This window comes from Arthrobacter sp. MP_M4 (genome assembly GCF_035984855.1).
Taxonomy (GTDB): domain Bacteria; phylum Actinomycetota; class Actinomycetes; order Actinomycetales; family Micrococcaceae; genus Arthrobacter.
This window is the reverse complement of sequence record NZ_JAXCHX010000019.1, coordinates 1-11788: the sequence shown is the minus strand read 5'-3', so window position 1 is coordinate 11788 and position 11788 is coordinate 1. Positions and strand designations below refer to the sequence as shown.

Here is an 11788-nt window from a genome sequence, read left to right as displayed (position 1 = left end):
GGCAGTCCCGCCGGGAGCCGCGCCGCGGCGCTGCGTGGCCGGTTACTGGCCGTAAAAAACGCGTTCGAAAACGCCCCGCGCCCGGCGGCTGAGCCGGAGGTAGTCCTCTTCCAGCGCGGCGGCGTTGCCGTGTCCGTAGCCGCACCAGCGGGCCACCGCCTCGAGATCCCGGCGGGAGGACGCCAGCACGTCCGACGCCCGTCCGGTCCAGATCACGTTGGCCGAACGGATCCGGCTCGCCAGGCGCCATGCCCGGAGGAGGATTACCACGTCCCCCGCTTCCAGGAGCCCGACGCCGGCCGCTGCTTCGAGCGCGTCGACCGTGGAGGTGGTCCGCAGCCCGGGATGCTCTCCGGCGTGCTGCAGCTGCAGCAGCTGGGTCAGCCATTCGACGTCGCTAAGGCCGCCGCGGCCCAGCTTCAGGTGCCGGGCGGGGTCAGCGCCGCGGGGCAACCGTTCGGCTTCCACCCGTGCCTTCACGCGCCGGACCTCGCGAACGTCCTGCTCGGCGAGGGAATCGGGGTAGCGGATGGGATCGATCAGGGCCACGAAGTCAGCAGCCAGTTCGTCATCACCCGCCATCGGGCGCGCCCTCAGCAGCGCCTGGGCTTCCCAGACCAGCGACCACCGCCGGTAGTACTCTGCATAGGATTCCAGCGACCGCACCATCGGCCCGCTCTTACCCTCGGGGCGCAGGTCGGCGTCGACCATCAGGACGCGTTCGGCGAGGATGGCAGGCTTGAGCGGCTGGGTCAGCAGGTTCGAGAGCCGTCCCACGATCTGCAGCGCCTGCTGTTGGGCCTCATCATCCGGGATCCCCGGCCGCCCGCGGTGCACGTACATGACGTCTGCGTCCGAGCCGTAACCAATCTCCCGGCCACCCTGCCGTCCCATCGCGACCACCAGCACGTGCGTCTTGAGTGGCTCCCCGGCCGCCACGACGGTTTCCGCGACGCGCAGCGCGCCCAAAACCGCCGCCCGGTCGGTGTCTGCCAGCGCTGCGCCCACCTGGTCCTGGTCCAGCAGCCCTGCACTGTCCGCGATCGCGATCCGCAGGATTTCGCGCCGGCGGATCAGCCGGATCAGGCGCATGGCGCTTTCCGGATCCGCGTGCCGGGACATCTTGGAGGCAATCTCAAGCCACTGCGCCTCGAACGTCACCGGCACGAGTTCTTTATCCGAGCCGAGCCAGGCCACGGATTCGGGTGAAACCTCCAGGAGGTCCGCGATCAGCCGGGAATTGGACAGCACGTGGCAGAGCCGCTCGGCGGCCGCCGTCGAATCCCGGAGCATGCCGAGGTACCAGTGGGTGGTGCCGAGAGCTTCACTGACCCGGCGGAAGGCCAGCAGGCCGGCGTCGGGGTCCACACCTTCCGCGAGCCATCCGAGCAGAACCGGCAGAAGCTGGCGCTGAAGGGCGGCGCGTCGGCTGACCCCGCCGGTCAGCGCCTCGATGTGCCGCATGGCACCTACCGGGTCGAGGTAGCCGAGCGCGGCGAGGCGCCCCTGCGCGGCTTCCGGACTGAGCCGGGCTTCCTCGCTGCTGAGTGCCGCCGCCGTGTTCAGCAGCGGACGGTAAAAGATGCGTTCGTGCAGCTCCCGTACCGAGCGCTTGGTTTTCCGCCAGGCCCCCATGAGGGCATCGGGTTTGGGCCGTTCGCTGGAGAAGGGCCCCAGGGCGGCTTTGGCGAGCGCCCGCAGCGCTGCTTCATTGACTGGCATGAGGTGGGTGCGGCGCAGCTGGAACAGCTGGATCCGGTGTTCGAGCAGCCGGAGGTAGCGGTAGTCGCGGTCGAATTCTGCGGCGTCGGAACGGCCGATGTAGCCGCCGGCGGACAGGGCGGCGATGGCGGAGGTGGTGTCCCGGCACCGCAGGGACTCGTCGGCTTTGCCGTGGACCAGCTGCAGCAGCTGGACGGTGAACTCGACGTCGCGCAGGCCTCCGCGCCCGAGTTTGATTTGGCGCTGCTCCTCCTCGGCGGGGATGTGCTCGGTGACGCGGCGGCGCATGGAGCGGACGGATTCGACGAATCCCTCCCGGCCGGCCGAGGACCAGATCAGCGGCGCGAGGGCGGCCTCGTAGCGGGCGCCGAGCACGATGTCCCCGGCGATGGTCCGGGCCTTGAGCAGCGCCTGGAACTCCCAGGTCTCAGCCCACCGGGCGTAGTAGCTCTCATGCGAGGCCAGGGTTCTGACCAGCGGGCCGGACTTGCCTTCCGGGCGCAGGTTCGCGTCGACCTCCCACAGCCCCGGTTCCCGCCCGGTGGACATGATGGCGCGGGAAATGCCGGAGGCCAGGGCAGTGCCGATGGTGCTGGCGCGCGAATCGTCGAGTTCCCCGGGGTCGATCACGTAGATGACGTCGACGTCGGAAATGTAGTTCAGTTCCCGGGCTCCGCACTTGCCCATGCCGATGACGGCAAGTCCGACGTCGGCCACCTCAGCGGCGCTGAACTGCTGTGCCGCCTCGGCGCGGGAAACGGCCAGGGCAGCCTCAATGGCGGCACCGGCAAGGTCCGCGAGTTCGGCTCCGGCAGCGGGCAGGAAGTCCAGCGGGTCGGCCGCGCAGAGGTCCTTGACGGCCAGTTCCACAAGGCCGCGACGGTACTCGGTGCGGAGCGCCTCATACCCTTCCTGCCCGGTGAGCGCAGCCACCGGTCGGGCGGATTTCGGGTCGGCGCGCACCGACTGCAGGAGCCGCCCGCGCAGCTCGGCGGTGTCCGCAGCACGCGGTTCGGGGCTGGATGTCACCTCGAAGGCGTCCAGATGCTCGGGGTGCCGGATCAGGAACTCGCCGAGCGCCTCGGAGGCGCCCAGCACCCGGTACATGGGCTCGCTGCGGTCCAAGTCCGCAACCGCCAGGGTCCGCAGGTCGTGGTGTTTTTCGATCAGCCTCACGAGGGACTGCAGCGCCGTGTCGGGGTTGGCGGCAAGCTGCAGTCCTGCGAACAGAACATCCTGGTCCAGGCCGTCCAGCTCCGGGGCGGCGAGGAACCGTTCCCCCTTGTCCAGGTCGCTGAAACCAGCCGCAATGAGGCGTCGTGCCAGGCTCACCCGGGCCGCCTAAAGGATGCCGAGGTTGCGCTGCAGCTCGTAGGGCGTGACCTGGAGACGGTAGTCCTGCCACTCGGCCCGCTTGTTGCGCAGGAAGTGCTCGAAGACCTGCTCGCCGAGGATCTGCGGCATGAGCTCGGACTCTTCCATCGAACGGATGGCATCGTGCAGGCTGGCCGGAAGCGGGTCGTGGCCCATCGCCCGGCGCTCGGCGGAACTGAGCGACCAGATGTCGTCCTCGGCCGCGGCGGGAAGCTGGTAACCCTCCTCGATGCCCTTGAGCCCTGCCCCGAGCAGCACGGCGTAGGCGAGGTAGGGGTTGGCCGCAGAATCGATGCCGCGGTACTCGATCCGTGCGGACTGGCCCTTGCCCGGCTTGTAGAGTGGCACCCGGACCAGCGCCGAACGGTTGTTGTGGCCCCAGCTGAGGTAGCTCGGGGCTTCGCCCCCGCCCCAGAGGCGCTTGTAGGAGTTCACAAACTGGTTGGTGACGGCGGTGAACTCGGGAGCGTGCTTGAGGATGCCGGCGATAAACTGCCGCGCGGTTTCGGAGAGCTGGAATTCCGCACCGGCCTCGTAAAAGGCATTTGTATCCCCCTCGAAGAGCGAGAAGTGCGTGTGCATGCCGGAACCCGGGTGGGCCGTGAAGGGTTTGGGCATGAAGGTGGCGTAGGTCCCTTGTTGCAGCGCCACCTCTTTAATCACGGTGCGGAAGGTCATGATGTTGTCGGCGGTCTGCAGGGCGTCAGCGTAGCGCAGGTCGATCTCGTTCTGGCCGGGGCCGGCCTCGTGGTGGCTGAACTCAACCGAAATGCCCACGGACTCCAGCATGGTGACGGCCGTGCGGCGGAAGTCCTGCGCCACGCCGCCGGGCACGTGGTCGAAGTAGCCGCCTTCGTCCACCGGGACGGGGGACCCGTCGGGACCGGGCTGCTGGGACTTCAACAGGTAAAACTCAATTTCGGGATGGGTGTAGCAGGTGAAGCCCATGTCCGCGGCCTTGGCCAGGTTGCGTTTGAGCACGTTGCGGGGATCAGCGGCGGAGGGTTCGCCGTCGGGCGTCAGGATGTCGCAGAACATCCGCGACGTCGCTTCCGTCTCGCCGCGCCAGGGCAGGATCTGGAAGGTGGCGGGGTCCGGCTGCGCCAGCATGTCGGATTCGAACACCCGGGCCAGGCCCTCGATGGAGGAACCGTCAAAGCCCAGCCCCTCTTCGAATGCGCCCTCCACTTCGGCCGGGGCCAGCGCCACGGACTTCAGCGAGCCAACGACGTCGGTGAACCACAACCGCACGAACCGCACGTCGCGCTCTTCGATCGTCCGAAGGACAAACTCTTGCTGGCGATCCATACCGGCCTCTTTCCAATTCTTTCGTCCGTGCCCGGGACCATCACGCCGAGGTCCACAGCTGCTCACGGTTCACTTTACTGATCATTGCCGCTGTTTGCTGTCGCGGCCGCGGCGCGTAACACAGCGTTAACACCGGGGGCCCTGTATTTCCGGCAGCCCGGAATCCGTTCCGGCCGGGCCGGCGGCGTGTGATGTGATTCACCCGCCCACGGGCCGGCGCCCGGTAGCTAGGACCCGCGGTATCGCACTACGCTCGTGCCATGGCCACAAGTAGCAACTCTGACTCCAGCATGCCCGCAGAAGTTCCTGCCCCCTACGGCACCGGCCCGGCGGCTGCCGCCGCAGCCCAGCCTGTCCCAGGCGCAGGCCGGGAACCCGGCACCCGGAAGCCGGTGGCCAGGATCCGCACCCACCACCTGCACCAGGCCAAGCTCAACGGCGAGCGCTTTGCCATGCTGACCGCCTACGACCAGTACACGGCGGAGATTTTCGACCAGGCGGGAATCGAGGTCCTCCTGGTAGGCGACTCGGCCTCCAACAACGTCTTCGGCAACGAAACCAGCCTGCCTGTCACCGTGGACGAGCTCCTCCCGCTGTGCCGGGCCGTCGCCCGCTCGGCCAAGCGCGCGCTGGTGGTGGCGGACCTGCCCTTTGGCAGCTACGAAGTCTCCGCCCAGCAGGCCGTTGCCACCGGCGTCCGGTTCCTGAAGGAAGGACTCGCCCACGCCGTCAAGATCGAGGGCGGCAAGTTCTACGCCGAGACCGTCCGGGCCATGGTCCAGGCCGGGATTCCAGTGATGGCGCATATCGGCTTCACTCCGCAAAGTGAGCACGCTCTCGGCGGATACCGGGTCCAGGGCCGCGGCGACGACGCCCGGCGCTTGATCGAGGACGCCGTCGCCCTCGCTGATGCCGGTGCGTTCTGCGTCCTGATGGAAATGGTTCCGGCGGAGACAGCGGCCGCCGTGAACGCCGCCGTCGACGTCCCCACGGTGGGCATCGGTGCTGGCAGCGCCACCACAGGCCAGGTGCTCGTGTGGCAGGACATGGCGGGTCTGCGCGGCGGAAGGATGGCCAAGTTCGTGAAGCAGTATGCGGACCTCCGGACCTCCCTCAGCGACGCGGCAAAGGCCTACGCCGAGGAGGTGCGTTCCGGCCAGTTCCCCGGACCGGAGCACTCGTTCTAGGCGGATTCTCCCGGGGCGGGCGGCCGGCCGCAAGGAACGCGGCGCCACCTCATCCTTCGCGGGCGATGTGCCCTGGCGCCTGCCCGGGCAGGCTGGCCACTACAGGCCTGCATCGGCCCCAGCAATGCTGGGTCCGATCCTGACGTTCTCTTCGTGCTTAAGGAGAAGGTCAGGCCCGGACGCAGACTAGTGGAGGAGTATCGATGGACTCGATTACGACCGACTTTGGAAGCGTCCTGCTGTGGAGCTTCTGGTTCTTTATCTGGATCTCGGCGCTGATGGTGTGGTTCCGCTGCCTGTTCGACATGTTCAGTGACAGCACACTGAGCGGCTGGGGTAAGGCGGGCTGGGCGATCCTGCTGGTCTTCCTGCCGTGGCTCGGCGCCATCATCTACCTGATCGCCCGGGGTCGCAGCATGGCCGAGCGGCAAATGGCCGCGGTGACCGAACAACAGGCCGCCCAGCACGAATACATCCAACGTGTCGCCGGGAAGTCGTCCAGCCCGGCCGGTCAGATCGCCGATGCCAAGGCCCTGCTCGACTCCGGAGCCATCAGCCAGACCGAATTTGATTCCCTCAAAGCGAAGGCCATGGCCTGAACTTCACGGCGGCTCCCCCGGCGGTCACCGTCGCCGGCTGGTGACAGCTGGTGACAGTTGGTACCGGCCGTCACCAGCTGTCACCAGCCGGTGACGGCCGCACAGGGCAGGAAGGATACTGTTCCAGCGCCCGGCACAGCCGGAATACGTCAACCTTTTCTTCCGTGTCCACTTCCAGTACCGGCGCCAGGCCGAGCGGCGCTGCCTGCCGTGCCCACTCGGCCCAGACCACGTCGTCGTTCTCCGCCGCGTGGTGCACGCGGTGCCGTTCCCGGGTCCGGCAGCGCTGCCTCGCAGTGGCCGGAGCCAGCGAACACCAGACTTCCACGTCGACGCTCTTGGCGGAGCTCCGGAGGTCCGCGCGCAGCAAGTGAAGATCACGCGGCGCGTACCAGAAAGACTCAACCACGGCGGGGCCGGGAGTGGCCGCAATGGCGGCCCACATAAGCTCCACAGCGCGCCGCCCAAGTGCGCTGGACGCGGCGGGGTCCGGTGCCCGGGAGCCGGCCCACAGGTTTTCCTTGAAGGCGTCCTTGGAGAAAAGCGGCAGGTCCAGCGCGGCCGCGAGCTCAAGCCCCAACGTCGACTTTCCGGACCCGGGCAGCCCGTTGATCAGGATCACCCCGGTCATTGAGGCCCCGCTAGTCGTCCTCGTCGCCTTTGTCCCAGGATTCGTTGCGGGCCTTGACCTTCTCGAGGGCGTGTTCGGCTTCCTCCCGGGTCTTGTACGGGCCGATCAGCTGGCTCCAATCAGACATGGCGTCCTCTTCGACCTCGTGCGTGTTGACGTTGTACCAGTACTCCGGCATCGCTGCTCCTTAGCTCCTCGGGTGGCGGCCGCCCGTTATTTGGCGCCGGGTAAGTGGCGGTTGTTTCTGTGCCTCCGGCCGGGTCCTTATATGATCAATGTATGCCTTCTCTCGCCTCGACTGCACCCACCGGCACCCTGGTCCCGGGAGCTGTCAGTCCGCAGCTGCCCGTCCCGGCGTCGATCCCGCGCCCCGAATATGTGGGGAAGCCCGCGCCGGCCAAATTTACCGGCTCCGAGATCAAATCACCGGAAACCATCGAGAAGATCCGTATCGCCTCCCGGATTGCCGCTCAGGCGGTTGTGGAGGTGGGCAAGCACATCCAGCCCGGCGTCACCACGGACCAGCTGGACCGGGTGGGGCACGAATTCCTGCTCGACCACGACGCCTATCCCTCCACCCTGGGCTACCGCGGTTTCCCCAAGTCCCTGTGCTCGTCGCTGAACGAGGTCATCTGCCACGGCATCCCCGACAGCACCGTTGTCCAGGACGGGGATATCGTCAATATCGACATCACCGCCTTCATCGGGGGCGTCCACGGCGACACCAACTACACCTTCCTGGCCGGCACCGTGGACGAAGAATCCCGGCTCCTCGTCGAGCGCACGCAGGAATCCCTGAACCGCGCCATCCGCGCCGTGGCTCCCGGGCGGGAAATCAACGTCATCGGGCGCACCATCGAGTCCTACGCAAAGCGCTTCGGCTACGGCGTCGTCCGTGATTTTACCGGCCATGGCGTGGGAGAGGCCTTCCACACCGGCCTGATCATCCCGCACTATGACGCCGCCCCGGCTTACAACACAGTCATTGAAACGGGGATGGTTTTCACCATTGAACCCATGCTGACGCTCGGTACCGTGGACTGGGACATGTGGGCCGATGACTGGACTGTCGTCACCCGGGACCGTAAGCGCACGGCACAGTTCGAACACACCCTGCTGGTCACGGAGTCCGGTGCAGAGGTGCTGACGCTCCCCTGATTCCTGCTTCACCTGAAGATTCCGGTCTTCGCCCGCCGGCCCCGGCCCGCACCCTCCTAGCTCCGCCCCTGCCACGAACGGAACCACATTGGCCAAGAAGGACGAGAAGTCGAAGAAGAACGCCCCGCTGATCGGCATCGATGTTGGTGGCACCGGCATCAAGGGCGGGATCGTCGACCTGAAGAAGGGCAAGCTGCTCGGTGACCGCCTGCGCATCCCCACCCCGCAACCGTCGACACCGGAATCCGTCGCCGAGGTCGTGGCGCAGGTTGTTGCCGAACTTTCCGCCCGGCCCGATGCCCCGGCCCCCGATTCGCCCGTTGGAGTCACCTTCCCCGGCATCATCCAGCACGGCGTGGTTCACTCCGCTGCCAATGTGGACAAGTCCTGGCTGGAAATGGACATCGATGCCATGCTGACCGCCCGCCTGGGCCGTCCCGTGGAGGTCATCAACGACGCCGACGCCGCGGGCCTCGCCGAGGCACGCTTCGGCGCCGGAGCATCCGTGGCAGGGACGGTGCTGGTCATCACGCTGGGCACAGGGATCGGCTCCGCCTTCATCTTTGATGGCAAGCTTGTGCCCAACGCCGAACTCGGACACTTGGAAATTGACGGGTTCGACGCCGAAAGCAAGGCCTCCGCCGTTGCCCGCGAGAGGGACGGGCTGAGCTGGGAGCAGTACAGCGTGCTGCTGCAGCGCTACTTCTCCCACGTGGAATTCCTCTTCTCCCCCGAGTTGTTCATCGTCGGGGGCGGCATTTCCAAGCGGGCCGACGAGTACCTGCCGCGGCTGCAGCTGCGTACGCCGATCGTTCCGGCCGAACTGAAGAACGACGCCGGAATCGTGGGAGCTGCCCTTGAGATCGCGCTGAAACACAAACTGGCCAAGTAACGAAAAATGCGCCCGTACTGAGGTCGTTCTAAACGCCGGGAACGACCTCAGTGGGGGTGCATTTTCTTGGTGCCGGTGGTGGCCGCGGCTTCCCCTCCGCTGCCACCACCGGAGTCTGTGCGCCGGCGCGCCTGAACCGGTGCTAGAGCGGGCTTTTCTGCTGGCTCTGGCCCTCGCGGCCCTTGGTCTCGGCTTCGTGGCGGAGCAGCGAGATGGCGGCTTCGAAGTCCTCGAGGGAGTCAAAGGCCTGGTAGACACTGGCGAAACGCAGGTACGCGACCTGATCGAGGCGCTGCAACGGGCTGAGGATTGCCAGACCGACTTCGTGCGCCTCGATCTCTGCGGCGCCCGCGGCCCGGATGGCCTCTTCCACTTCCTGGGCGAGCATGGCGAGATCATCTTCGGTGACGGGCCGGCCCTGGCAGGCCTTGCGGACACCGTTGATAACCTTGCTGCGGCTGAAGGGCTCGCCGACTCCGGACCTCTTAATAACGGTGAGGCTGGTGGTCTCAACGGTGGTGAAGCGTCGTCCGCATTCCGGGCACTGCCGACGGCGGCGGATGGCCGAGCCGTCGTCTGCGATCCGGCTGTCCACCACGCGCGAGTCAGGGTTTCGGCAAAACGGGCAATACATGACGCCTCCTCCCCTGTCGCGAACCAATGAGACCAGCCAGCACCCCCGGCATCGGGTGCGAACATGCACAGCACGCAGGCGCGACCGGCTTTGCCCTCATTTTACGACTAGATGTAGCGGAATAACAAGCCTGTAATTACTACATGTAGTGGTGTGCTGCCTGGGCGAACCGAACGGTGACCGCCTCGCCATGCGCGGGCAGATCCTCGGCCCCTGACAGGCTGACGATGTGCGCGCTGACCTCCGCCAAGGCGGCCCGGGAGTAGTTAATGACCTGAATGGCGCGCAGGAAGGTGGTCACGTTGAGCCCTGAGGAAAACGCCGCGGTGCCACTGGTGGGCAGCACGTGGTTGGACCCGGCGCAGTAATCCCCGAGGCTGACGGGGCTGTAGTCCCCTACAAAGATCGCCCCGGCGCTGCGGATCCGGGCCGCGACCGTCGCCGCGTCCGCCGTCATGATCTCCAGGTGCTCGGCGGCGTAGGCGTTGCACGCCGCGACGCCCTGGTCAAGGTTGTCCACGAGGACGACGCCGGACTGCGGGCCGGAAAGGGCCTCACGGACCCGCAGGCCGTGCTTCGTTGCCGCCGCCTGGCGGCCCAGTTCAGCCCGGACGGCCGCAACGAGGTCCTCCGAGTCCGTAATCAGCACCGACGCCGCCTTGGGGTCGTGCTCGGCCTGGCTGATGAGGTCCGCCGCGACCAGGACCGGCCGTGCCGTAGCATCAGCCAGGATCGCGATCTCCGTCGTGCCGGCCTCGGAGTCGATACCCACCACGCCCTTGACGAGGCGCTTTGCCGTGGCGACAAAGACGTTGCCCGGGCCGGTGACAACGTCCACAGGATCCAGCCCTGCCAGCCCGTCCGTCGCGGGAATGCCGTAGGCAAAGGCCGCGATGGCCTGGGCACCGCCTATTGCGTAGACCTCCTCGATGCCGAGCAGGCACGCTGCGGCGAGGATGGTGGGGTGCGGGAGACCGCCGAAGCCCTTTTGCGGAGGGGACGCCAGTGCGATGGACTGGACACCGGCTGCGAGGGCCGGGACAACGTTCATGATGACGGAGGAGGGATACACGGCCAGGCCGCCGGGAACGTACAGGCCCACCCGCGCCACGGGCACCCATTTCTGGCTCACCACCGCCCCTTCGCCGAGTTCGACGTCGGCGTCTGCCGGGCGCTGGGCGTCGGCAAAGCGACGGGCCCGTTTGATCGATTCCTCCAACGCGGCCCGCACGGCGGGATCCAGCCCTGCCAGGGCAGCCGTCAACGCTTCCGCCGGCACCCGGGGATGCGTCTGTTCCACGCCGTCAAAAGTCAGGGCCAGCTCACTGAGCGCCTCGAAGCCGCGCGCACGGACGGCCTCGATGATGGCCAAAACCTTTGCCTCGGCATCAGCCAGGGTGCCGGCCTTCGCCCGGGGTACCGCGGCGCGGAGACCGGCGAGGCTCAGCCGCTGGCCACGGAGGTCGACGGTGCGGAAGGTGAGGTCGGCGGCCGGGGGCGCAGTGGCGGCGGGCACGGAGCTGTCAGCTGAAAGGGTCACTTATCCATTTTACGTGCCGCCCCGGCAAGTTCTGCGCCCGGGGCCTGATATGCCGGCGTGGTGAAGATGGTGCCCAGGAAAATCGCCAGGGCGGTGGCGGCGGGCCAGATGGCGAGGACGGCCAGGGACCGCAGCGAAAAGGCGATGCTGGCGTTGGCTGAGGTGTCCCCGGGCAATCCCCACCACAGGCCGCACACCACGCCTGTCCCCCAGGCCGCCACTGCGCCGAGCGCTGCCGCTGCCACGGCACGAAGGACGGCGCGTCCGTCGGGCCCGTTGTTCCTGGTCCCGGACGCGGCCGCCCCGGAGATGCAGCCGGCCAGGAGGAAGAGCCCAGCCAGTACAAGGTCACGCGGCAGCCACCCTTCGGTGTTGGCGCCGCTGCGCAGCTCCGGATTACCGGAGAGCAGATTCAGTCCCGAAGGTGCCAGAATCCACCACAGCAGTCCCACCGGCACACCGGCACCGGCCATGACCGCCACGTTGCGCCACGTCATGGTGCGGCCGGCGGGCTCCCGTGGTACCGGACCGGAGGCGGTGCCCGTGAGGGTCCCGGGAACCGGTAAGGGTGCAGGGATCCCGTCCGGGGCCTGCGCTGGGTCCAGGGGAAGCTGGCCGTTGACTGGGGGGCGTGTCATGGAACAAACCGGCTCTTCAAGGTTCCCGGGGAAATAGGTTCGTGTTGTAGCTAGAAGAGGACTCGTGGTCCTGCTGGGATGAGTGTTACTACGCATTCAACCTGA

Annotated in this window: 11 protein-coding genes; 4 read left to right on the top strand and 7 right to left on the bottom strand. The window is 67.3% G+C overall.

Going from position 1 to position 11788, the window contains the following annotated elements; genetic code table 11:
• Positions 1 to 42: 42 nt before the first annotated feature.
• Positions 43 to 3054: a bifunctional [glutamine synthetase] adenylyltransferase/[glutamine synthetase]-adenylyl-L-tyrosine phosphorylase gene (locus tag RCH15_RS13530; RefSeq protein ID WP_326961186.1), complete on the bottom strand. Its 3012-nt coding sequence runs from the start codon at positions 3052 to 3054 to the stop codon at positions 43 to 45.
• Positions 3055 to 3063: 9 nt separating this feature from the next.
• Positions 3064 to 4404, bottom strand: coding sequence for a type I glutamate--ammonia ligase (glnA, locus tag RCH15_RS13525; RefSeq protein ID WP_326961185.1), 1341 nt, complete (start codon positions 4402 to 4404; stop codon positions 3064 to 3066).
• 260 nt (positions 4405 to 4664) lie between these two features.
• On the opposite strand from glnA, the gene panB reads away from it, so the two are divergent.
• On the top strand, positions 4665 to 5591 hold the full coding sequence (panB, locus tag RCH15_RS13520) for a 3-methyl-2-oxobutanoate hydroxymethyltransferase (RefSeq protein ID WP_326961184.1): 927 nt from the start codon (positions 4665 to 4667) through the stop codon (positions 5589 to 5591).
• A 203-nt stretch (positions 5592 to 5794) separates the two neighbouring features.
• Complete coding sequence (locus RCH15_RS13515) at positions 5795 to 6190, top strand: SHOCT domain-containing protein (protein ID WP_326961183.1); 396 nt, start codon at positions 5795 to 5797, stop codon at positions 6188 to 6190.
• Positions 6191 to 6260: 70 nt separating this feature from the next.
• Here RCH15_RS13515 and RCH15_RS13510 read toward each other — a convergent pair whose 3' ends face one another.
• Positions 6261 to 6821 (bottom strand): AAA family ATPase, encoded by a 561-nt coding sequence (locus RCH15_RS13510; protein ID WP_326961182.1) that lies wholly within the window; start codon positions 6819 to 6821, stop codon positions 6261 to 6263.
• Between the two features lie 10 nt (positions 6822 to 6831).
• A complete protein-coding gene (locus tag RCH15_RS13505) occupies positions 6832 to 6999 on the bottom strand; it encodes an SPOR domain-containing protein (protein ID WP_326961181.1) in 168 nt (55 codons plus the stop codon).
• A gap of 101 nt (positions 7000 to 7100) precedes the next feature.
• Here RCH15_RS13505 and map point away from each other — a divergent pair, with 101 nt between their 5' ends.
• Together map and ppgK are read left to right on the top strand one after the other, a co-directional pair.
• A complete protein-coding gene (map, locus tag RCH15_RS13500; protein ID WP_326961180.1) occupies positions 7101 to 7979 on the top strand; it encodes a type I methionyl aminopeptidase in 879 nt (292 codons plus the stop codon).
• Positions 7980 to 8067: 88 nt separating this feature from the next.
• The gene (gene ppgK / locus RCH15_RS13495; RefSeq protein WP_326961179.1) at positions 8068 to 8871 is read left to right on the top strand and encodes a polyphosphate--glucose phosphotransferase; all 804 of its coding nucleotides are present in this window, start codon (positions 8068 to 8070) and stop codon (positions 8869 to 8871) included.
• Between the two features lie 142 nt (positions 8872 to 9013).
• Here ppgK and nrdR read toward each other — a convergent pair whose 3' ends face one another.
• From nrdR to RCH15_RS13480, 3 genes are all read right to left on the bottom strand, one after another.
• The gene (gene nrdR / locus RCH15_RS13490) at positions 9014 to 9505 is read right to left on the bottom strand and encodes a transcriptional regulator NrdR (RefSeq protein WP_326961178.1); all 492 of its coding nucleotides are present in this window, start codon (positions 9503 to 9505) and stop codon (positions 9014 to 9016) included.
• Positions 9506 to 9644: 139 nt separating this feature from the next.
• Entirely contained in the window at positions 9645 to 11045 is a 1401-nt protein-coding gene (gene hisD, locus RCH15_RS13485) for a histidinol dehydrogenase (protein ID WP_326961177.1), read from the bottom strand.
• On the bottom strand, positions 11042 to 11683 hold the full coding sequence (locus RCH15_RS13480; RefSeq protein WP_326961176.1) for a hypothetical protein: 642 nt from the start codon (positions 11681 to 11683) through the stop codon (positions 11042 to 11044). The genes hisD and RCH15_RS13480 overlap by 4 nt, the downstream gene beginning before the upstream one ends.
• Positions 11684 to 11788 lie beyond the last annotated feature (105 nt).